At 60.2% G+C, this 21599-nt stretch carries 25 protein-coding genes; 13 read left to right on the top strand and 12 right to left on the bottom strand.

Going from position 1 to position 21599, the window contains the following annotated elements; all coding sequences use genetic code 11:
• Positions 1-13 precede the first annotated feature (13 nt).
• Positions 14-1075: a YeiH family protein gene (locus tag FW789_RS05265; protein WP_446431091.1), complete on the bottom strand. Its 1062-nt coding sequence runs from the start codon at positions 1073-1075 to the stop codon at positions 14-16.
• A gap of 115 nt (positions 1076-1190) precedes the next feature.
• Here FW789_RS05265 and FW789_RS05270 point away from each other — a divergent pair, with 115 nt between their 5' ends.
• The gene (locus FW789_RS05270; protein ID WP_207074172.1) at positions 1191-2108 is read left to right on the top strand and encodes a LysR substrate-binding domain-containing protein; all 918 of its coding nucleotides are present in this window, start codon (positions 1191-1193) and stop codon (positions 2106-2108) included.
• Here FW789_RS05270 and FW789_RS05275 read toward each other — a convergent pair.
• The 3 genes from FW789_RS05275 to FW789_RS05285 all read right to left on the bottom strand — a co-directional run bounded on the left by FW789_RS05275 (position 2102) and on the right by FW789_RS05285 (position 8226).
• Positions 2102-5938, bottom strand: a complete 3837-nt coding sequence (locus FW789_RS05275) for a molybdopterin-dependent oxidoreductase (RefSeq protein WP_446431092.1) — start codon at positions 5936-5938, stop codon at positions 2102-2104. The genes FW789_RS05270 and FW789_RS05275 overlap by 7 nt on opposite strands.
• A 283-nt stretch (positions 5939-6221) precedes the next feature.
• A complete protein-coding gene (locus tag FW789_RS05280; protein ID WP_446431093.1) occupies positions 6222-6542 on the bottom strand; it encodes a response regulator in 321 nt (106 codons plus the stop codon).
• A 61-nt stretch (positions 6543-6603) separates the two neighbouring features.
• Positions 6604-8226, bottom strand: coding sequence for a PAS domain-containing sensor histidine kinase (locus FW789_RS05285; protein WP_446431094.1), 1623 nt, complete (start codon positions 8224-8226; stop codon positions 6604-6606).
• A 282-nt stretch (positions 8227-8508) separates the two neighbouring features.
• On the opposite strand from FW789_RS05285, the gene FW789_RS05290 reads away from it, so the two are divergent.
• The 8 genes from FW789_RS05290 (at position 8509) to FW789_RS05325 (ending at position 12611) form a co-directional block, all read left to right on the top strand.
• Entirely contained in the window at positions 8509-8733 is a 225-nt protein-coding gene (locus FW789_RS05290; protein WP_103437135.1) for a DUF2188 domain-containing protein, read from the top strand.
• On the top strand, positions 8733-9149 hold the full coding sequence (locus FW789_RS05295; protein WP_207074169.1) for a DNA methylase: 417 nt from the start codon (positions 8733-8735) through the stop codon (positions 9147-9149). The genes FW789_RS05290 and FW789_RS05295 overlap by 1 nt, the downstream gene beginning before the upstream one ends.
• Positions 9071-9310 (top strand): hypothetical protein, encoded by a 240-nt coding sequence (locus FW789_RS05300; RefSeq protein WP_411561772.1) that lies wholly within the window; start codon positions 9071-9073, stop codon positions 9308-9310. Before FW789_RS05295 ends, FW789_RS05300 begins: the two co-directional genes overlap by 79 nt.
• Positions 9311-9375: 65 nt before the next feature.
• Positions 9376-9957: a TetR/AcrR family transcriptional regulator gene (locus FW789_RS05305; RefSeq protein WP_411561771.1), complete on the top strand. Its 582-nt coding sequence runs from the start codon at positions 9376-9378 to the stop codon at positions 9955-9957.
• Positions 9958-10180: 223 nt separating this feature from the next.
• Complete coding sequence (locus FW789_RS05310; RefSeq protein ID WP_207074167.1) at positions 10181-11284, top strand: alkene reductase; 1104 nt, start codon at positions 10181-10183, stop codon at positions 11282-11284.
• 139 nt (positions 11285-11423) lie between these two features.
• A complete protein-coding gene (locus tag FW789_RS05315; RefSeq protein WP_181087767.1) occupies positions 11424-11810 on the top strand; it encodes a nuclear transport factor 2 family protein in 387 nt (128 codons plus the stop codon).
• Positions 11811-11838: 28 nt separating this feature from the next.
• Positions 11839-11961 carry a hypothetical protein gene (locus tag FW789_RS05320; protein WP_411561769.1) on the top strand — a complete coding sequence of 41 codons (123 nt, stop codon included), beginning with the start codon at positions 11839-11841 and terminating at the stop codon, positions 11959-11961.
• A gap of 65 nt (positions 11962-12026) precedes the next feature.
• Complete coding sequence (locus FW789_RS05325; RefSeq protein WP_446431095.1) at positions 12027-12611, top strand: flavin reductase family protein; 585 nt, start codon at positions 12027-12029, stop codon at positions 12609-12611.
• 80 nt (positions 12612-12691) lie between these two features.
• On the opposite strand, the gene FW789_RS05330 is transcribed toward FW789_RS05325, so the two are convergent.
• Together FW789_RS05330 and FW789_RS05335 are read right to left on the bottom strand one after the other, a co-directional pair.
• The gene (locus FW789_RS05330; RefSeq protein ID WP_207074165.1) at positions 12692-13939 is read right to left on the bottom strand and encodes a cation:dicarboxylate symporter family transporter; all 1248 of its coding nucleotides are present in this window, start codon (positions 13937-13939) and stop codon (positions 12692-12694) included.
• 111 nt (positions 13940-14050) lie between these two features.
• The gene (locus FW789_RS05335; protein WP_207074164.1) at positions 14051-14476 is read right to left on the bottom strand and encodes a VOC family protein; all 426 of its coding nucleotides are present in this window, start codon (positions 14474-14476) and stop codon (positions 14051-14053) included.
• A gap of 184 nt (positions 14477-14660) precedes the next feature.
• Between FW789_RS05335 and FW789_RS05340 the strand changes: the two genes are divergently transcribed.
• Both FW789_RS05340 and FW789_RS05345 read left to right on the top strand, forming a co-directional pair.
• Positions 14661-15533 (top strand): LysR substrate-binding domain-containing protein, encoded by an 873-nt coding sequence (locus FW789_RS05340; RefSeq protein ID WP_181087771.1) that lies wholly within the window; start codon positions 14661-14663, stop codon positions 15531-15533.
• Between the two features lie 60 nt (positions 15534-15593).
• On the top strand, positions 15594-15911 hold the full coding sequence (locus tag FW789_RS05345) for an ATP-binding protein (RefSeq protein ID WP_446431096.1): 318 nt from the start codon (positions 15594-15596) through the stop codon (positions 15909-15911).
• On the opposite strand, the gene FW789_RS05350 is transcribed toward FW789_RS05345, so the two are convergent.
• Complete coding sequence (locus tag FW789_RS05350) at positions 15879-16571, bottom strand: DUF421 domain-containing protein (RefSeq protein ID WP_446431097.1); 693 nt, start codon at positions 16569-16571, stop codon at positions 15879-15881. The genes FW789_RS05345 and FW789_RS05350 overlap by 33 nt on opposite strands.
• Positions 16572-16800: 229 nt before the next feature.
• Here FW789_RS05350 and FW789_RS05355 point away from each other — a divergent pair, with 229 nt between their 5' ends.
• Both FW789_RS05355 and FW789_RS05360 read left to right on the top strand, forming a co-directional pair.
• On the top strand, positions 16801-17088 hold the full coding sequence (locus FW789_RS05355; protein WP_207074160.1) for a DUF6555 family protein: 288 nt from the start codon (positions 16801-16803) through the stop codon (positions 17086-17088).
• The gene (locus FW789_RS05360; RefSeq protein WP_103437140.1) at positions 17085-17477 is read left to right on the top strand and encodes a response regulator; all 393 of its coding nucleotides are present in this window, start codon (positions 17085-17087) and stop codon (positions 17475-17477) included. The genes FW789_RS05355 and FW789_RS05360 overlap by 4 nt, the downstream gene beginning before the upstream one ends.
• Positions 17478-17528: 51 nt before the next feature.
• On the opposite strand, the gene FW789_RS05365 is transcribed toward FW789_RS05360, so the two are convergent.
• The 5 genes from FW789_RS05365 to FW789_RS05385 form a co-directional block, all read right to left on the bottom strand.
• Positions 17529-18323 carry an OBAP family protein gene (locus FW789_RS05365; protein ID WP_446431098.1) on the bottom strand — a complete coding sequence of 265 codons (795 nt, stop codon included), beginning with the start codon at positions 18321-18323 and terminating at the stop codon, positions 17529-17531.
• 75 nt (positions 18324-18398) lie between these two features.
• Positions 18399-18578: a hypothetical protein gene (locus tag FW789_RS05370; protein WP_411561763.1), complete on the bottom strand. Its 180-nt coding sequence runs from the start codon at positions 18576-18578 to the stop codon at positions 18399-18401.
• Positions 18579-18646: 68 nt separating this feature from the next.
• Positions 18647-20041: an LLM class flavin-dependent oxidoreductase gene (locus tag FW789_RS05375; protein WP_411563327.1), complete on the bottom strand. Its 1395-nt coding sequence runs from the start codon at positions 20039-20041 to the stop codon at positions 18647-18649.
• Positions 20042-20133: 92 nt separating this feature from the next.
• Positions 20134-20730 carry a TetR family transcriptional regulator gene (locus FW789_RS05380; protein ID WP_207074158.1) on the bottom strand — a complete coding sequence of 199 codons (597 nt, stop codon included), beginning with the start codon at positions 20728-20730 and terminating at the stop codon, positions 20134-20136.
• Positions 20731-20742: 12 nt separating this feature from the next.
• Positions 20743-21591, bottom strand: a complete 849-nt coding sequence (locus FW789_RS05385; protein WP_103437145.1) for a 3-hydroxybutyryl-CoA dehydrogenase — start codon at positions 21589-21591, stop codon at positions 20743-20745.
• Between the last annotated feature and the right edge of the window lie 8 nt (positions 21592-21599).

Genomic DNA, 21599 nt, shown 5'->3' on the forward strand with positions numbered 1-21599 from the left:
CCTCGTTAGCTGCTCAGCCGAACAGCCGTTGCACGGCCAAGGTGATGCCCAGGCCGCCGAATACCAGCCACAGATTGAGAATCGCCCCGGTCGCCAGTGCCCGTGGACCGGCCTGACGAATCTGGCTGAATTTGCTCTCCATGCCCAAGGCGGTCATGGCCATGGTCAAGGCGAAGGTATCGAACTGATTGACCGCGCTCACGACGCTGGTGGGCAGCACCTGCAGCGAGTTGACCAGCACCAGTGCGAGGAAGCCAAAGGCGAACCACGGCACGTTGATCCTGCCGTTGCCCTGCGCCTGGCCAGCCTGGCGCGAGCGGCTGATCCACAGGCCCACCACCAGCAACACCGGTACCAGCAGCATGACCCGGGTCATCTTGACGATGGTGGCGATATGCGTGGCTTCCGGGCTGACGTTGCTCGCCGCGCCGACCACCTGGGCTACCTCATGCAGGGTGCCGCCAAAAAACAGACCAACGCCGAGCGTGTCCAGGCCCAGCCAGCCGCTGTTGACCAGCACTGGGTAGAGCAGCATCGACAGCGTGCCGAACAGCACCACGCTGCCAACCGCCATGGCGCTCTTGTGCGGCTGCGAGCGCAAGGCCGATTCAAACGCCAGCACTGCGGCTGCACCGCAGATGGCGCTGCCGGCGGCGGTCAGCAGAGCGGTGTCGCGGTCCAGCTTGAATAGCTTGATGCCGACCCACAGGCCGAGCAGCAAGGTGCTCACCACGATTGCCAGCGACACGGTCAGGCCTGACCAGCCGACCTGGGCGATCTCCTGCAGACTGACCCGTAGGCCGAACAAGGCCACGGCGATGCGTAGCAGATTGCGTACACTGAAGTTGATACCGCTGGCCCAGCCGGCGGGTATGCCCTGGCGCAGTAAGTTGCCGTACAACGCGCCGGCAAGGATGCCGACAATCAGCGGGCTGATGCCCAGGCTGGCAAAGGCGGGCAGTGCTGCCAATTGCGTCACTGCCAGGGCGAACAGGGCGACAAACAAGATGCCGTTGAGCCGCCCACGGGTGTCGTGAGTAGGCGTATGCGAGTGTGTAACGGGAGCCGTAGCCATCATGCATCCTCCGGTCGAGGTAGCGTTTCGATAGGTCCACGTTAATTCAGTTATAAGCTTATAAAAAATCGTGATTCAGGATGGAAAATATCCGCCTAGCTGATACTTTGTGCAGATGACCCCTGAACAGCTTATAACCTTCGCTACCGTTGCTGAACACGGCAACATCAGCCACGCGGCGCTGGCCCTGCACCTGTCGCAGCCTGCCGTATCCGGGCAGTTAAAGCTGCTGCAAGAAGAATTCGGCGAGCCGCTTTACCAGCGTGCCGGCCGTGGCGTGCGCCTGACTGCAGCGGGCGAGCAATTGCTCGGCCACGCGAAACGGCTGCGCGATACCTTCGTCCAGGCCAAAGCGCTGAAGGACGCGCTGCGCGGGCTGGAACGCGGCACCTTGCGCATCGGCGCCAGCACGACCCCAGCGAGTTACCTGCTGCCGTACCTGATTGCCGATTTTCGCCAGCGCTATCCCCAGGTGCTGGTGACGACGATCAATGGCAATACCGCCGACATCGTCGCCTCGTTGGGATCGCTGGATATCGCCCTGATTGAAGGCCCGCCCGGTCCTGACTTGCCCGTGGGCACAGGGGTTACACCGTGGCACGATGACGAGATCGTCGCCATCGTGCCCAGCCAGCACCCGCTCGCCGCAGTTGAACACGGGCAGACCCTGCAAGCGTTGGGCGCCTATCCACTGGTGCTGCGCGAAAGCGGTTCGGGCGTACGCCAGTTGGTCGAGCGAGCATTTGCTCGCAGCGGGGTGGCGATGCGGGTGGGCCTGGAGATAGCCGGTGTGGAAGGTGTCAAGGAAGCGGTTCGGGCAGGGATGGGCATTGGTTTTGTCTCGTCGATGTCGATGCGCCACGAGGACGCAGCGCTGCGGCGCCTGCGGGTTGCCCCGGAGGCGTTGACGCGGCGCTTCTCGATCCTGATGCCGCATGCCGACACGCCGTCGCGGGTGGCGGCGCGGTTTCTTGAGCTCTGTACTGCGCCCGCTTGCGAGCCGGGGCAGGGCGTTGGCCCGTCGAATCAGTAGACATCGCGCAGGTAGCGTCTCTGCTCGCTCAACTGGCGCCAGTAATCAGCGGCAGCGTCGGATTCCAGGCCACCATGACATTGCGCAACCTGGCGCAGGGCATAATCGACGTCCTTGGCCATGCGGCTGGCATCGCCACAGATATACAACTGCGCGCCTTCTTGCAGCCAGCGCCAGAGCTCGGCGCCTTGCTCCAGAATGCGGTCCTGAACATAGATTTTCTGCGCCTGGTCGCGGGAAAATGCCAGGCTCAAATGGGTGAGCAGGCCATCGCGCTGCATGGCTTGCAGCTCTTCGCGGTAATAAAAATCACTCGCCGCGTGCTGCTCGCCGAAGAACAACCAGTTGCGGCCTGGATCACCCCGCGCCTGGCGCTCCTGCAAAAAGCCCCGGAATGGCGCTACGCCAGTGCCCGGCCCGATCATGATCATCGGCACCGAGCCATCCACCGGTGGGCGAAAGTGCTTCGATTGCTGGAGGAAAACCGGCACCTCGGCGTATTCCGCGCGGTCGGCAAGAAAGGTCGAAGATACGCCCTTGCGCTTACCGTAGCGCACGGCTGCAACCGTGAGATCGACTGCACAGGGATTGACCTTGGGGCTGGAGGCGATCGAGTACAGGCGCGGTTGCAGGCGTTTGAATGTGCCAAGCAACTCGCTCGCGCCGCAGTCGATCGGGTAGGCATGGAGCACGTCTGCCAGCTGGCGGCCCCACAGCCACTCATTCAGCTGCGCTTTGCGCTCGCTGCTGAGCAACTGCTTGAGTTCCGGGTTACCGCTGCGTTCGGCGATCAATGCCAGCGCCTCGCGGCTGGGGCGGGCGATTTCGAAGTGTTCGCTCAGTGCCTGGCCTAAAGGAACGTCACCAAGCTTGTCGAGGGTGACCGGCGTGTCCGCAGCCAGGCCGGTCAGCTCGAGCACTTCGCCGACAAGTTCCGGGCAGTTGCGTGGCCACACGCCCAGTGCGTCTCCCGCCTCATAGACCAGGCCTGAATCTTCCAGGGCGAAGGAAAACAAGCGGGTGTCCTTGCTCGCACCCGGCTGATTCAAGCGAACATTGCTCAACAGGCGTGAGGCATAAGGCTTGGCTTTGCTAGGCGTCGCGCTGGCTGCTGGGTCCTCAATCAGCGCTGTCGGCGCAATATCGAGTGCCTGCTGCAACTGCGACAACCAGTTCTCGGCCTGTGCTTCGTAATCGCTATCGCAGTCGACTCGCTCAATCAGGCAGGTCGCGCCCAAGGCTTGCAGGCGATGATCGAGCTGCTTGCCGTGGTGGCAGAATTGGTCGTAACTGCTGTCACCAAGTGCCAACACGGCATACCGCAGTGACTCCAGCGGTACCTGCTGAGCATTCAATGCACTCCAGAAGCGCTCGCCGTTGTCGGGTGGGTCGCCGTCACCAAAGGTGCTGCTGATCAAGGCAAGGGTCTGCGTGCTGGCCAGCTTGCTCGCGGGAAAGTCCGCCATCGCACACAGCTGCACGTTGACCCCTGCGTCGCGCAAGCGCTTGGCGTAGCGCTCAGCCAGGGCTTCGGCATTGCCTGTCTGCGAAGCCCACAGCAGCGTCACGCGGCCTGGCAAGGCGGCGTCTTCCTCGGCCCCCATGGTGAGGTCTTCGTGAGCAGGGCTGGCGGTGAGTGCGGGAGCGCTCGCCGTATCCAGCCACTGGTGGTCGATCAGCTCGACCCGTTGCAGCGCAACCGCACAGCACTTGAATTCGGGTTGCAGCGAAATCGGGTCGACAGCGTCGTTGGTCACGGCATTGATCGCCAGGTTGTCGCCAAACACATCGTTCCAGTGAAAAGGTGCAAAGCAATTACCCGGCAGGACCCGTTCGGTGATCACCGCTGGCAATACGGCGCGACCGCGTCGCGAGCGTATTTCCACGGCGTCTTTGGCCTTGATGCCAAGCATGGCGGCATCCTGCGGGTGGATCTCGATAAACGGCCCAGGATTGAGCTTGTTCAGCGTGGCCAACTTGCCGGTCTTGGTCAGGGTGTGCCATTGGTGCTGCACGCGTCCGGTGTTGAGCAGCAATGGGAAGGGTTGGTCGGGCATTTCAGCGGGTGGCAGATGCGGGCGCGGCAGAAACACGGCCTTGCCATGCTCGGTCGGGAAGACGATGGCAGGTCTGCTGCCGTCTTCTGCCAGTGCAAGCGACTGGCTGACGCCGTCGTTGAGGTAGCGGACCGGATTGCGCGTCTGGCCAGCGTTCGCAGCGCACGGCCACTGCAGCGGTTGTTCGCGTAGGCGGGCGTAGGTCGCCCCACGAATGTCATAGCCGCTCTTGGGGTTCCAGGCGCGTTTGATCTCTTCAAATATCTCGGCTGCGCTGCTGTAGCTGAAGGCATCGGCAAAGCCCATCTCGCAAGCCACCCTGGCAATGATCTGCCAGTCGGGCAAGGTTTCACCGGGTGCCTGCACGGCTTGCTGCATCAGGGTCAGGTTGCGTTCGGAGTTGATCATTACCCCTTCAGCCTCAGCCCACAGCGCGCCGGGAAGAAGGATATCCGCGTAGCGATTGGTCTCGGTGTCGAGGAAGGCGTCCTGAGTGATTACCAGCTCAGCCTGTTGCAAGCCGTCGATGACCTGCTGGCGGTTAGGCACTGATGCCACCGGGTTGGTGCAGATGATCCAGCAGGCCTTGATCTGGCCACTGCGCATCTGCTCGAACATCGCCACAGTGCCGCCGCCCACGTCCTGCCGCAGGCTGCCGCGCGGGATCGCCCATAGGTCTTCGATGAACTGCCGGTCGGCCTCGACCAGCACCGAGCGTTGGCCGGGCAGGCCGGGGCCCATGTAACCCATCTCGCGCCCCCCCATGGCATTCGGTTGCCCGGTCAGGGAGAACGGCCCGCTGCCCGGGCGGCAGATGGCGCCGGTGGCCAGATGCAGGTTGCACAGCGCGTTGGTGTTCCAGGTGCCGTGGGTGCTTTGGTTGAGACCCATGGTCCAGCAGCTCATCCATTCGCCGGCTTCACCGATCCAGGCTGCAGCCTGACGAAGGTCGGCCTCAGGGATACCCGTGATGCGCGCGACCTGGTCCGGCGGGTAGTCTTCGAGAAACGCCGGCATGGCCTCCCAGCCCGCGGTGAACGCGGCGATGAACGCCGGATCGGTGTGGCCGTTTTTCACCATCAGGTGCAGCAGGCCGTTGAGCAGGGCTAGGTCGGTGCCGGGCTTGATTTGTAAAAACAACCCGGCTTTGTCTGCCGTGCCCGTGCGGCGAGGGTCGACGACGATCAGCCTGGCTCCGGCCTTGACCCGATCCATCATGCGCAGGAACAGAATCGGATGGCAGTCAGCCATGTTGGCGCCGATCACGAAAAACAGCTCGGCCTTGTCGAAGTCCTGATACGAGCCCGGCGGCCCGTCCGCGCCCAGCGATAACTTGTAGCCACTGCCGGCGCTGGCCATGCACAGGCGCGAGTTGGACTCCAGGTTGCTGGTGCGGACAAAACCCTTGGCCAGCTTGTTGACCAGATACTGCGCCTCCAGCGACATCTGCCCGGAAACGTAGAACGCCAGTGCATCGGGGCCGTGCTGTTCGAGGATGGCGCGCAGGCGCCGGGCGGTCTCGCTGATGGCGGTGTCCATGGCGATCCGCACCGGGTCCTGATTGCGCTGCTGGCGCAGGTAGGCGTTTTCCATCCGGCCAGAATCAGCGATGGCCTGGCCACAGGTGGTGCCCTTGGTGCAGAGCCTGCCGAAGTTGCTCGGGTGCGCCTTGTCGCCGCTGACCTTGACCACGCGGTTGTGCTCGACCTGCATGACGATGCCGCAGCCTACGCCACAGTAGGGACACACGCTGCGTACAGTTTTGCTTGCCATCTTCGCCCCTTGAATCTCTGCCCGCCGCAGCGGTTCAGAAACAAAAAAAGCGCCATGAGACACTCCGTCGAAACGGGGTCTACACGGCGCCTTTGTCGTATTAGGTGCAGTCTTCGTTGACTGCGCAGGTGAACTAGCAAACAGCGGGCCATAAACCGCCCAACACCGACCCGACTCGCGCTGGCGGGTAACTCTATTGGACGCTGTTCACTTACGTTGCACTCAGAATTTGCACGGGAGGGTAGGGCGCACCAGTTCAGCGCACAGCGCTGGCATGGCTCGTTCACCGATGCAACGCGCGGTTCAGGGCCTTGATCAGGTCGTCGATCGCGTAAGATTTTTTCAGTAGCTGCGGGTGGCGGGGGGAACCCAGGGAAAGGGCCCTGCTGTACCCACTGGCAAGCACCACCGGCAGCCCAGGCCAGCGCTCGCTGATCACATCAGCTAGTTCCAGCCCGGTCATGCCGGGCATCACTACGTCAGAGAGCACCACATCAACTGAGGAATGCCGTTCTTGCAACAGCTCGATAGCAACTGCTGCGCTGGTTACCGACTGGGTCTGGTAGCCAAGTTCCTGCAGCAGGCTGACGGTAAATTTCGCCAAGCTGCGCGTTGTCTTCTACCAGCAGCACCTGGGCGTCGTTTACTGCCAATGGCACTGCCATCTATTGTTGCGAAGGGGGCGGCGGGGTTACTACGGGCAGCGCGATCCTGATCGTCGTGCCCTTCCCCAGCTCGCTCTCGACGCTGACCTGGCCACCGGACTGATTGACGAAACCATACACTTGGGACAGCCCCAGGCCAGTGCCTTTGCCGACGGCTTTGGTGGTGAAGAAAGGTTCGAACAACCTTTCAAGGTTGGCCGCATCGATGCCCTGCCCTTGGTCAGTAACGCTGATGATCACAGTCGGCGCACTGGCTGGCGAAGAAAGCGCAGGTGCGGCACTCACCGCCAGCGTTATGTCGCCCGCGCCCTGCATTGCATCGCTGGCATTGATTACCAGGTTGACCAGCGCCGTCTCGAATTGATTTGGATCGGTGTTGACGTAGTGGTCTTGCTCTGGAAGTGTCAGCTCGATACGGATGTTTGTCCCGACCATGCTGCGCAGCATCTCGGCAATTTGCTGCACGCGCTGCGCCGCCAGAAAGGTTTCCGGCTTCAATGTCTGGCGGCGGGCGAAGGCCAGCAATTGCCCGGTGAGTTTGGTCGCTCGGTCTGTAGTTTCCAGGATCAGATCAATGAAACGGTGTTGCTTGTCGCCCGCTCCGGGATTGCGCCGCAGCAGCTCTGCCGCGTTGCGGATGATGGTGAGAATGTTGTTGAAGTCATGGGCCACGCCACCGGTTAGCTGGCCGATGGCTTCAAGCTTCTGCATCTGCCACAGTTGCGCCTCGGCGGCGAGCAGGTCGCGTGAGCGCGCTTGCACTTCAACTTCCAGATGTTCGTTGAAGTTACGCAGTTGGTCTTCTGCGTCATGCCGGTCATGCACGTCGATGGAAGTGCCGTACCAGCGCAGGATCTGCCCTGAATGCGGCTCTCGATAGGGCGTAGCGCGGACCATGAACCAGCGGTAGGTGCCGTTTTGCCGGCAGAGGCGATGTTCGGTCCTGAAGTCCTGCCCGCTCGCCCGGGCCAGTGCGAAATCTTGCACTGTTTTGCCAACGTCCTCAGGGTGAAGACCAGCATGCGTCATCAGCCCGTTACCCGCCCCATCGACGGCCGCGCCGAAATATTCCTGCCAGCGGTTGTTGACGAACACCAGACTGCCTTGTGCATCACATACCCACGCCAGCTGCGGCATGGTGTTGGCCAGAATCTCGAAGGCCGCTTCGCTCTCATCGAGCCGTGCCTGGGTGCGGTGGCGCTCGGTCAGGTCGCTGGCTGCACCAAACCACTCGATGAGCTCGCCGGACTGGTCAAAAATAGGCACCGCTCTGGAATGGGTCCATCCAAAACTGCCGTCGGCGAGCAACACTCGATGCTCCAGTTCGAACACGGATTGAGTGCGGATCGCTTGCTCGACCGCCGCCAACACCTGGATGCGGTCTTCGTCTGGAATGTATTTCTCGATCCAGCTCCGGCATGGCTCAGCGGTCTCTTCGAAAAAGCCCTGACCGGTCAACTCATGCATCTGAGTCCAGTCGGGACTCATGCGGTAGATGGTGGTACCGGTGGCCCTGACCAGTGCGCGGAAGCGCAACTCGCTGTCATGCACGGTGCTGCTGCTTCCTGTTGCGGACAGCGGCGGCCTGGCGCGTTCAGTTCGAAGTGTTGGTCGATGTTCCATGAGCTGTCCCTGAGCTGGAAGTTGCCATGCAGACCCGGTCGGATCGCGCGTGATTACGCAGGAGAGGGCATGCTTGCTCGTGGAGTTCAGTGTAAATGGCCATGGTGCGATATGCGGCGCGCATCTGGGCAGGGGTATTCGCGATCCGTACCGCGATTGTTGTGTCGCTGAACCAGGCAGGCAATGGAACTGAACGATGGCAAATTCGGCCGGTTCAAAGTGCTGTCAGCGGATTGCCGGCACTCAGGTGGCAGCCCGCATCATCCAGCAGGAGTATCAACCATGGACACCTATCACCTGACACCCACTGCCGATGGCTGGGAATTGAAAAAGACCGGCGCCGAACGCGCCACCAAACGCAGTGCAACCAAAGCCGCCTTGGTCGCCCAACTGGGTGAACTGTTTGCCAGCAAGACTGCGTCCGTCAAGATTCACAAGGCTGACGGCACCCTTGAAGAAGAGCGCACCTACCCGCGTTCAGCCGATCCGCGGCGCAGCGAGGGGTGATGGAAGTCAGCGCCTCAAGCCTGGGCATCGATCTGAGCCACGACTCTGCCGGCTGGTACAAGTGGCTGCTGGCGTGCTTTCTCGTTGGTAAACGGATTCGTTCGTCGGTGGCACTTGCGGCGTATCACGCGCTTGTGGTGGGCATTGGTCTGGACACTCCGGCAAAACTGGCGAGTTGCCCTCACCGTACTTTGGTGAGGCAGCTCGGCAGTGCTGGTTACGCTCGCTACGATGAATCCACCGCCAGGCGCCTGCATGCACTTGGCGGTCGCCTGCAAAGTGAGATGGCTAACTATTTGGACCTTAACGTCAAAGTGGATGCAGCTCGCCTGAGTCAATGGTTGCTCAGCTTCGACGGTATCGGTCCCAAGACGCTGGAAATATTCATGCGGGAGTTGCACAGCGCGCAACGGTGAATCAATTACATATTCCGGGGTATGCCGCGAGCGGAATGGCGCTGCACGAGGAGGCCTACGATTCTCGTCCTGGGGAATCAATGACGCGCGCTTTGGCCTCGGGGGTAGGGCGCGCACGGCATTTGATCAATGAGCAGCGGCTCAGCAAACGTGTCGCCTAGCTGTGTAGGGCGGCGCGGCAGTGGGCCCTGACGAAGACTGCCATTTTTGGTAGCATCTGCGCCCTATGAAGAAATCCCAATCAGACATGCGTCAGCACATCATCGATGTCGCCAGGTCGCTGATGACCCAAAAAGGTTACACCGCGGTCGGCCTCACCGAACTTCTGGCCACGGCTGGAGTGCCGAAGGGCTCGTTCTATCACTACTTTCGCTCCAAGGAAGAGTTCGGTCAGGCGCTGCTCGAGGAATACTTCAGCGAATACCTGGGGCGCGTCGATTCACTGACGCATGCCCAAGGCACAGCCGCCGAGCGGCTGCTTGGTTATTTGCGTTACTGGGCGCAGACTCAGGCCTTCGAGCATGCCGATCAGAAGTGCCTGGTGGTCAAGCTCGGTGCCGAGGTGTGCGACCTTTCAGAAGACATGCGCAGCGTGCTGGTCACCGGCACGGCGCAGATCATCCAGAGAATCACCAGCATGGTCGAGCAAGGCCAGGCGGATGGCTCGATCAGCGCGGCTTCGCCGCCAACGGTCCTGGCTGAAGGTATTTATCAGCTTTGGCTAGGTGCGTCGTTGCTGGTCAAGGTTACCCATTCGGCACAGCCCTTTGATGTGGCGATGACAAACAGCCAACGTCTCTTGAACTGACTTTTCAGCGCCTTCAACCCGTCTCATAGTGCTTTGAAGATCTCGCTTGGTGGTGAGGTGCAGCCTCTGGATCACTAGATAGACGACCGGTCTAATCAAGTGTAGGATGCCCGCATTATGAAATATCAATCGTCCGCGCTGCTGACGAGATGAGGATGACCAAAGGCTTCAGCCTGATTAATTTGCCTAAATAATAGACGACCAGTCTAATCATGGATTTGTAATGACCGATAACAGCATTCGTACAGACCTTTTCAACCCCCTGACACTGGGCGCCATTGAGCTGCGCAACCGCATCGTAATGGCGCCTGTTACCCGAAGCCGTTATGGCGAAGACGGTGTTCCAGGCGAGCTGCACGCCCTTTATTACGCTCAACGCGCAAGCGCAGGGCTGATCATCGCCGAGGCGACCAACATTTCCCCGCAAGGTCGCGGCTATGCAGCGACACCGGGTATCTGGAATGAAGAACAGGTTGCCGGCTGGAAGAAAGTTACCGATGCAGTGCATGCCGCTGGTGGCAAGATCGTAAGCCAGCTCTGGCATGTAGGCCGTTTCTCCAGCGTCGATCTGCAGCCTGAGGGCACCGCTCCGGTAGCGCCGTCGGCAATCAAAGCCGAAGGGGATACCTACACGGTCGATGGCTTTGTCCCGGTGTCGATGCCGCGTGCGCTTGAGACCGAAGAAATCCCGGCGATCATCGAGCAGTACAAGCGTGCTGCTGAAAATGCCATGCGCGCAGGTTTTGATGGTGTCGAAGTGCACTCGGCCAACAGCTATCTGCTCGATCAGTTCTTGCGCGACTCCACCAACCACCGCAGCGATCGCTACGGCGGCTCTATCGAGAACCGCGCGCGTCTGACCCTCGAAGTCACCGAGGCCATCGTTCAGATCTGGGGCAACGAGCGCGTAGGTATCCGCCTTTCGCCAGTCACTCCCGATGCTGGCAACACGCCGCCTGACAGCAACGTGATGGCGATGTATGGCTATGTGATCCAGCAGCTCAATCGGTTCGAGCTGGCCTATCTGCACTTTGTCGAAGGTGCAACTGCGACGTCCCGGGAAGTGCCTGCTGATGTCGACATGGACGCCCTGAGTGCTCAGTTCAATGGCCCGTTCATCGGCAACAACAACTACGACCTGGAGCTGGCCATCGAGCGCCGTGCGCAGGGCAGGATCAATGCCGTCGCCTTCGGTCGCCTGTTCATCGCCAATCCTGATCTGGTCGAGCGTTTGCGTCGCGGTGCCGCCCTGACCATCGCGCCTCGTGAGTCGTATTACGGCGGTGGTGCCAAGGGTTACACCGATTGGCCTGTCGGCAACTACTGAATCCGCAGTAGCGCCATGAAAGCGAGTGCGCGCCGCGGGCGGGCAACTACCTGAGTATTTCCCTCAACTTGCCAGGACTGGGCAGCACTGAGGTGATTCGATTTTATCCCCGCTGCATATTACCATCAGGAGAATAACCATGAGCAAACCTAACTTCGTCGCTGAATATAGCGCCATCGTTGCAGTGCTGAACAAATACAACGAAGGCGGCAAGCAAGCGGACAGCCGTATCATGCAGCCGGCCTTCAGCGATCAGGCCACTATTTTTGGGGTTGATGGCAACAACAAGTTGGTGGGGGGCGCCATTCAGGGGTTGTTCGACACCATCGACAAACCACCTTTCCGGCCTTCGCCAGAAGCCCAAGGTGTGATTGTCAATATTGATATTGTGGGGACTGCCGCCAGCGCGCGGATCGATACCAATGATATTTCCGGTTTCTGCTTCACCGATTTTTTCAATCTGCTGAAAGTCGAAGGTGAATGGAAAGTGATCAGCAAGATTTACCACACCCACGTAGCGCCCTGAATCTGCGCGCTGCGCCAAGAGCAGGACTGTGATCCAATGGTCTGCCAGCTTCGATAATCGCGGGCTGGACCCGCAATGCCTGCAGGTCGAGGCTACCCGCGAATTGATCGTAGCTGGCCATGACAGCCTGCTGGCACATTTCGAGAGCTAGCCTTCGGCTTGAATCAATGCTCCGGGCGCGCAGTCGATGCGCTCGGACAGCTGGAGCATCTATCCATGAATGAACACATTGCAGCAGTCGCGCTGGAAAAAGCCTACAGGCTGCTCAACCACGGCCCGACGGTCCTGGTCTCTGCTCGCCATGCTGGCGTGGACAACGTGATGGCTGCGGCCTGGGCGTGTGCGCTGGACTTCTCGCCGCCCAAGTTGACGGTGGTGCTGGATAAGATCGCCAAGACTCGTGAGCTGGTCGAGCAGAGTGGCCAGTTCGTGATCCAGATTCCGACCGTAGCGCAGGCTGAGCTTACCTTCCAGGTCGGCCACCGTAGCTTGCTCGAGCAGCCGGACAAACTTGCGCGCAGCGCGGTCGAGCTGTTTGCTGTGCCCGGCCACGATCTGCCATTGGTTGCGGGGTGTTCGGCCTGGCTTGCCTGCCGGCTGATCCCCGAGCCGCACAACCAGGATCGCTACGATCTGTTCATTGCCGAGGTCGTAGGGGCCTGGGCCGATACGCGGGTATTTCGTGACGGTCACTGGCACTTTGAAACTGCTGATCCCACCATGCGCAGCCTGCACTATGTCGCTGGCGGCCACTTCTATGCGATCGGTGAGGCCGTCGACATCGAATCCAAGGCTGAATAAGGCCAGCCGATAAACGATTGTCGCGATGCACAAAAGCGCAAAGCAGGCACTGAGCCTGCTTTGCGCTTTTGTGCTGTGACCTATACGCGTTCGGTGGCGGTTGCCTTGAGCGTCTCGCCCTCCCAGCGAGCAATCACCAGAGGAGCAATCGCATTGCCAAGCACGTTGAGCGTGGTGGTACCGCTTTCGATGATGCGGAAAATCCCTGCGACCAGCGCCACCGCTTCAAGTGGCAACCCTGCCGAAGCCAAGGTTGCCGACAGAATGATGATGGCAAAGCCTGGCACACCCGCGGCGCCCTTCGAGGTCAGCACCATGGTCACCACCAGCAGCACCTGCTGGGTAAGTGACAGGTCGATGCCGTAGAGCTGGGCGATGAAGATGGTGGCAACGCCGAGAAAGATCGACGCGCCATCCAGATTGAATGCATAGCCCACCGGCACCACAAAGCTGACGATGCGCCGTGGCACCCCATACTTTTCCAGCTTTTCCATAAGTTGCGGCATGACCGCTGCCGAGGCTGCACTGGAGCAGGCAAGGATCAGCTCGTCCTTGAAATAGCGAATCAGCTTGAGCAGGCTTTCGCCGATCAGATAACAGATCCCGCCCAGCACCACCAACGCGAACAGGGCCAGGGCCAGATACACAACCCCGATCAGCTTGAGCAGCGGCAACAATGAAGCGAAGCCAAAGGTCGCAACGGTTGAGCCAATCATGCCGAACACGCCGATAGGTGCGTAGGCCATGACGTAGTTGACCAGCTTGAACATCGCATCGGAAGTGCCCTGCAGGGTGGCAATCACCGGCGCGCTCTTTTCCCGCGGCAACGAGTTGAGCGCCATGCCGAACAGCACGGCGAAGAACAGAATCGACAGCAGCTTGCCTTCCGAAAGCGACTGGAACAGGTTATCCGGGACGATATTTTGCAGGATGATCAAGGCACCTTTGGAGGGCTCGGCCTTCATCACCGTGTCGGCATGGGCCATACCGGCGATCTGCGTACCGGCACCTGGCTCCAGCAGGTTGCCGAGGACCAGGCCGACAATGATGGCCAGGGTGGTGATCGCAAAGAAGTAACCCAGTGCCCGCGCGCCCATACGGCCAAATGACTTGTTGTCGCCACCGCCGGCGATGCCAAGAACCATGCAGCAGAAGACAATGGGCACCACGATCATCTTCATCATCTTGATGAAAATATCGCCCAGCGGCTTGAGCACTTCAGCGCTGACCCACTGTTGATGTTCAGGGTGAGTATTGAAATACCAGCCTACCAGGATGCCGAAAAACAGCCCGGCAACGATCTGCCAGACAAGTGGGATTTTCTTCATGGCTCTAGCCTTTTTTATAAGAAGGTGTGCTGCTTGATCAGCAGTAGCTAGATGCGTGAACGGCCCGCTCACGCGAAATAAGGCATGCACGGTTGCGCATGCCTGGCACGCTTACTTGGCGAAGATCTGGCTCATGTCCTTGAACGCTTTGAACTCCAGCGCGTTACCGCAGGGGTCGAACAGAAACATGGTGGCCTGTTCACCCACCTGACCCTTGAAGCGCACATAAGGTTCGATGACGAACTCGGTGCCCAGGTCGGTGAGGCGCTTGGCCAGGGTTTCCCACTCGTCCCACTGCAGGATCACGCCAAAGTGCGGCGCCGGGACGTTGTGGCCATCGACCGGGTTGCTCAACGCGTTTTCCTGGTAGGCCATTTTCGGGTGCTCATGAATCACCAGTTGGTGGCCATAGAAGTTGAAGTCAACCCACTGCGGCGCAGAGCGGCCTTCTTCCAGATTGAACACTTCGCCGTAGAATTTGCGCGCGGCAGGGATATCGTAAACCGGGATTGCAAGGTGGAAAGGGGACAGGCTCATCGGTAACTCCGGATTATCTATTATTGATTTTTTTGCTGGCTTCTCACCCACAGCGGCGAGCAGCGCCCTCGGCTGGCAACCGCAAACTCTTAAGGCTTTAGCGGTTGGTCAAAGCGATTCTAGGGCGATACAATCCCGAAAAAAATCAATGTATTTTTGTTAGATACACAAAGGAAATCTATCAGTGATCCGAGAGCTGAAGACGCTTGTGGCGGTAGCGAGGGAGGGGACGTTTGCCGCAGCAGGCGACAAGGTCAACCTGACGCAGGCGGCGGTCAGTGCGCAGATGCAGCGGCTTGAGGCAGAGTTGGGCTTTGAGCTGTTCGAGCGCAAGGGGCGCAGTGCTCATCTGAATCGACGCGGTCAGCAGATCCTGCTGCAGGCGCAGGAGGTGATTCGGATGTACAACAATCTCGGCTCGAGCGAGCCTGGTGCGCCACCCTCGGTTCAGGTCAACGTCGGCGCTATCGCTTCGATCCAGCGTTCTCTATTGCCTGGTGTGCTGGCGCAGTTTCATCGGGCAAGGCCCGAGTGCCGGACGCGGATCATCCCAGGCCTGTCGCTGGAGTTGTTGAGCGCCGTTGACTCCGGCGAGATCGATATGGCGGTGATCATCAGGCCGCCATTCGCCCTGCAAAGCGACCTGTGCTGGAGCAATCTTGTCAGTGAACCGTATCGGTTGATTGTTCCGGCCAGGCTGGCGGAGGCGGAGTGGGCCGAACTGCTGAGCAATCAGCCATTCATTCGCTACGATCGCAGCTCATTCGGCGGCCGCCAGGTTGATCGGTTTCTGCGGCAGATGCACTTTGCGCCCCGAGAAGTCTGTGAGCTGGACGAACTGGATGCCATCACTGAACTGGTAGGCAAGGGCGTTGGCGTCGCCCTGGTGCCGCAAACGCTTATGCGCAAACGCTGGCCGTCGACGGTCAGGGCAGTCGACCTGGGCGCTCACACCTTTCACCGAGACATTGGCCTGGTTCACCACGCCAACGTCATCATGAGCGAGCAGGTAACGCTGTTGGCCACGCTCATTGCTGATATGGCCAAAGGCGTCTGAGCGGGTTATGCCTGAAAAGCCGTCTTCAACGTCAACGACAGGCTGCGCGGGTCACCATAGATGGCACAGGTCGAGGTGCGACTGGAGCGGACCGTGCAGGGCGTGCTGATCCAGGTCTACGGCCGTGGCTCGGGCATTGCCGACAGCCAGCAGCAGGTCTTCACTCAGCCCTTCGGGCGCGGCGATCACTCGCGTAATTCCCAGTCCGGCGGTTACGGGCTGGGGCTGAGCATCGCCAAGCGCATCGCAGAAAATCAACAGGGCAGCCTGCTCTTGAGCAACCGCCAGGGCGGCGGGCTTTGCGTGCGTATTTTCATTGCCCAGCGCAAGGCCGACACGCGCCCATCAACGGTTGCGCACGGTAGTCAGGGCGGGTGACCACACGCCATGCCCGCAGCGCCCGCATGAGCGCTGTTCGGCGCTGTCGTGGAACATGCTCAGGCCGCAGCTTACACAGCAGTACAGCCCAGGGCCGGGGGGTACCTTGTACTCCGGGCGATGCTCATCAGGCAGGACCGACAGGCCGGGCCGGGTTTCTTCGGCGGTGTAGAAATACAGACTGACATCGCCGTCCGTTTCCAGAAGTCCAAGCCTGACCTGGCCCAGATGTTCGACGCCTTGCTGGCGCAACTCCATGAACAATTCTTTGGACGAGATATTCAAGTTGCGCAGTGAGTGGATTTCATAGATGCCGTCTTTCACTACGGTAATGGGTACGCCATCGATCCAGGCTTCACAGGTTTTACTACGCGTCATGATGTAGATGGTTGCGCGATAGAGCAGTAGCAGTGTCACAAATACCAGCGCAACGGGCAGTAGTGGCACATCTTCATAAAAAGTGACATCACCCGCAGCGGAACCCAAGGTCAGAATCACCACCAACTCAAAACGCGAGAGTTGCTTGATACCCCGTCGGCCACTGAACTTGAGGAAGAAGAACACCGCTAGAAACGCGGCCAGTACGCGGCAGGCGACCTCCAGCAGAAACGTCCAGGGCAGGTCGCCCAGCAGCATGCGTTGCAACTCGAACGACTCCATCCATGACCTCGATTTCGATTGGCTTCGCTAGGATTGACCGCGGCTGGCATGGCGCAGTTCACCAAACGCCAGGGCTGCCCCTATGAAACGAATTGGGCCTATTATTTGTACAATATATTTATGATGTACAAGAAAACTCCGCGCGCGCTGGAGAGTGTAAACGAAACTGTAAATTAGTGAATTTTCAGAATTGCCAGGCAGTCCTAAATACTTAGGGGAGGACTGCACAATGTTGGGTCAAAAGTTATACATCGTTGAATACACACTTCGCGGCGCCGAGCGTAACTTCGTTATCCGACTGGAGCGGATGGACAATGCCTTGGCGTGGCACTGGGCGGGCTGTGATGCCGGGATTGCGGTCATCCCGCGCTTCGGTCAGCACAATATAAAACATGTCAGCCGGCCCATGGCTGAACGCTACGGATTGGAGAACGTGCGCTGGCGGCTCGCAGGGGCAGGCCCGGCAGTTGCTCTCGAACAGCCGTCGGCGAGCCGCGAGGTCGAGGAACCCCATTGAAATTCACGTCCGAAGGTGCGGTGCTGGCCGGCAAGTCGATACTGGTGATCGAGGATGAGCCCCTGCTGCAAGAGTTGATGTGCGCAATCCTCAGCGAACTGGGTGCGCAATGTTCGGCGTTTGCCAACGCCGAGGATGGCCTGATGGTATTGCTCAAGCGTCAGGATCAATACTCGCTGGTGATTGTCGACCACTCCTTGCCGGGTGATATCAAAGGGCTGGAATTGGCAGCGATGGTGCGCCAGCGCTGGCCCGCCACGCCTGTTCTGGTTACCTCCGGGCATGCCCTTCGGAGTAGCGATCTGGGCGCTGACCAGCGTTTTTTGATGAAACCTTGGTCAGTCCAAGAGTTGAGCGCAGCGGTGTTCGCCGCGCTTGACGGCGATTAGCCACTCCTAAGTCAGGCGGGCCTCGGCCCGCCCAAGCAAGTGCTAGAGGCGCTACTGTGACGAGCGGCTGTTGCTGGCGGGCGGCGTCGCTTTGGCGGGGTGATGCAGATGCGCCCCGGTCGGATCTTCGAGCTGAATTACATTGCCATGCTGCCAGCCATCCGCTGCCGCATCAGCCGGCGGTATCTTGATGTCGGCGCGTTGCGCACGCGTCTTCGCGCTGTCGACTCCCAGGCGTTGATTGCGCTGTTCGACCATCTTCGGATCAGCCTGGCCGTCTGCAGTGAAGCCCATCATCAGTTGCGGCACGCCAACCGGCAAGGCCTTGTCCTGGTCGGTATGCCAGGTGTGCCAGGTCTTACCGTAGGTATGGGCAAGCCGCTGCATCAGCGCATGTTCTGCTACCTGCGGTATGCCCGGGGCAATCAACTGGCCGGATGAAACCTCAAAGCCGTGGCTGTGCCACATGGCTTTTTCCTTGCCTGGCAAACCGGCGAACAGCTTTTCATCGATGATGTACTCAACGCCCATGATCTTCGCCTGCTTGGTATTGCCGTCGAAGATCACGCACTGGATCACATCCTCGTTGAGGATAGAGCAGTAATGGTGGGCCTCCATTTGCACGTCGGGGTGGCCGTTGTAGAAGTGAAAGCCATCCAGGTAGGCGTTGATGGCTTCGATTGGCGGTTTAGCCTGCAGGGTCGCGGCACCTGCTTCGAGTAGCTGGGTCTTCGCTGACTCAGGCCGGCCTGGCGTCTCCACCGGCGAATGTGTATCGGCAGCCGAGCATGCCCAAAGGGCGCCGCAGGCGATGGAGAGTGATATCAGTTGGAGTGGCTGGCGCATATTCAAGCCCTGTGCAGAGTGTCCTCAAGGGACAACCCGCCGGCTTAAATACGACAGTGCCACTGACCAATGGCATTACGACCCGGCATTCTCGCGACGGGCGCGCTGGATGCGGCTGACCACGATCTGCACGACTACTGCAACCAGGCATAGCAGGCCGATGCGCCAGCTGCCCTCGACGGCGTAGTGCTCGGCTACCTTGCCAGCAAGGATGACGCTGAGAAAGATGGCGACAGGCAGGATCAATTTGTTCATTGCAAAAACCACAGATGATTCAACGAGCCGCCATCCTACAGCTATGTGCACCATGCTCCTACTGCTGATCAGGCAAAACGGAACGACGCGCCATGGGCAGAAGCCGGCAGGTAGCTGGAGCGGTCATTGCGCAGGCGTGAGCGCAAGGTGCCGCTTTGTGGCTGGGTGCGATACAGTCCACGTTTCTGCAAGGCCGGGATCACCAGTTCGACGAAGTCTTCCAGGCTGCCCGGGCTGATCAGCGGGTTGATCATGTAGCCGCTGGTGCTGGAGATTGCTGCGTGCTCTTCGATGCGCTGCGCTACCTGCTCAGGCGTGCCGACCAGGATCAGGTCGGTGCCTCGGGTGACGCTGGCAAAGCGCTGTTTCACATCGCCAGCGGTCAGCGGCTTGCCGCTGCCGTCAGGGCGCATCATGTACGAGGTCAGGCCTTCGGTGTGGGTCGCCAGGGGTTCGTTGTCGGCATAGCGGCTGATGTCGATGCCCGTGTCGCCGGCGTAGCTGACCAGTTGCGCTTGCAGGTGGTAGTTGCTCTGCAGTTGCTCGTATTTGCGCTGCGCCTCGATTTCGGTTTTGGCGGTGACGATCCGCAGCACCGTCAGCGACTTTACATCGTCGGCATGGCGACCACGGGCCTGCGCCTGGGCCCATATTTCATCCAGACCCTGACGGATTTCCAGCGGGTTGGACTTGGCGATGAAGATCAGCTCGGCGTGTTTGGCGGCAAACTCGCGCCCGCGCCCGGACCAGCCGGCCTGGATAAGCAGCGGTGTGCGCTGGGGTGACGGTGAGCTGAGGTGCGGGCCGGCGACGCGGTAGTGTTCGCCAACATGGTTGATCGGCCGCACGCGTTCACCCTGGGCATAGAGTTGGCGGGACTTGTCGGCGACCACCGCGTCCTGCGCCCAGCTGCCTTCCCACAACTTGTAGACCACATCGAGGAATTCTTCGGCACGCTCGTAGCGGTCATTGTGCTTGATCATCTGTTCCAGGCCGAAGTTGCGCGCGGCGCTGTTCAGGTAGGAGGTGACGATGTTCCAGCCGACCCGGCCATTGCTCAGGTGATCCAGCGTGCTGAAGCGCCGGGCATGGGTGAAGGGATGTTCGTAGCTGGTGCTGACGGTGACCCCGAAGGCTAGGTTTTCAGTCACTGCAGCCAATGCCGGGATGATCATCAGCGGATCATTGGCAGGCGCTTCGACGGCCCACTTGAGGGCAGCGTCGGCTGTGCCGCCATAGCCATCGTAGAAGCCCAGCACATCGGCAAAGAACAGCATGTCGAGGTTGGCCTGATCGGCGATTCGCGCCAGGTTCGACCAGTAGCTCAGCGAGTTGATGCTCAGGCGTTCGTCGGCCGGGTGGGTCCACAGGCTCGGCGCACCGCCACAGCCGACACTGGCTTGTTCATACAGGGCAAACAGCAAAGGTTTGGGATCAGCTCCCGGGTGCGGCGAAGTGCTCAAGTTGCGGCTCCAGTCCAATAGAATTCGTTAGATTGAAGCGCACTAAAAAATCTAAATAAACGACTTATTGGGAATATAAGACTCTGTTGCGGCTATATGACCGCATCTTTGAGGGTGCGCTCGATACCGCCCAGCAGCAGGCTCTGCATCAAGCGCAGGCCCTCATCCTCGGCCAACCCGCGGCCCTGTAGCCAGCCAGGCAGTTGATTGAGCAGTGCGCCGAGCGCTTGCCCGGTGGCCGTCAGCGCCGGACCACTGAGGCGTGTCTGTGGTGCCACCAACTTCAGCAAGCCCGCCTGATAACGCAGGCGAACCAGCGCCAGCCGCGCCTGCTGCTCATCGCTCAGGCAACACAGATCGCGTTCGGCCAGGCGAAACTGCAAGCCGCGCTCAGCGTGCAGTTGCCAGTGCGCTGCGATCACCGCAGGCAGCGCCGGCTTGCCTCGGGCCAAGGCCTTGCGGCCCTGGTCGAGGGTCGCCTGCAGCTCCTCGTACAACTCTTCGATCAGGTCATAGAGCAAATCCTGCTTGCTCGGAAAATGGTGATACAGCGAGCCTGCAGTCAGGCCGACATGCGCCGCCAGCTCACGCATGCTGACCTGGCCAAAGCCCTTGGCGGCGAACAGTGCCATGGCCTTGTCGCGACGCTCGTCAAAATTGCTGCAGCGCAGGGCGGCATTGGCCGACATGGCGGGCGCTCCTCAGTAGGTGAAGAAGCCGCGACCGCTTTTGCGGCCGAGGTAACCGGCCGCGACCATTTCCCGCAGCAGCGGAGCAGGGCGGTACTTGCTGTCGTTGAAGCCATCGACGAATGCCTCCATTATCGCCAGCACTGTGTCCAGGCCGATCAGGTCAGCCAACGCCAGCGGGCCGATTGGCTGGTTGCAGCCCAGGCGCATGCCGGTGTCGATGTCTTCAGCGCTGGCCAGGCCTTCCTGGCGCACGAAGATGGCTTCGTTGATCATCGGCAGCAGGATACGGTTGACCACAAAGCCCGGACGGTTGCCAGCTGTGATCGGCGTCTTGCCGAGCTTTTCGGTCACCACCAAGGCCTGGGCGTAGGTGCTGTCGTCTGTCTGCAAACCACGGATGATTTCCACCAGCGCCATCATTGGCACCGGGTTGAAGAAGTGCACGCCGATAAAGCGCTCGGGGTGCTCGATGCTGGCGGCCAGCTGGGTTACCGACAGCGATGAGGTGTTGGTCGCGATCAGGCAATCGCTACTGACGTTGGCCGCGGCCTGTTGCAGGATGCGCTGCTTCAACTCAAGGTTTTCGGTCGCAGCCTCGATCAACAGCTGCACATCGCGCAGGTCTGCATAAGCGGTGCTGGTGCGAATCCGGCCCTTTGCTGCTGTAGCCTTGTCGGCCTCGAGCGTGCCCTTGCTGACCTGGCGTTCGAGGTTCTTGTTCAAGGTCGCCATACCGCGCTCCAGCGCAGCATCGCTGACGTCGATCAGCAGCACCTGATAGCCCGCCACTGCGCACACCTGGGCAATGCCGTTACCCATGGTCCCGGCGCCGATCACTGCAATCCGTTCAATGCTCACAACGTCGC

It is taken from the genome of Pseudomonas sp. 1121_17, from assembly GCF_052850745.1.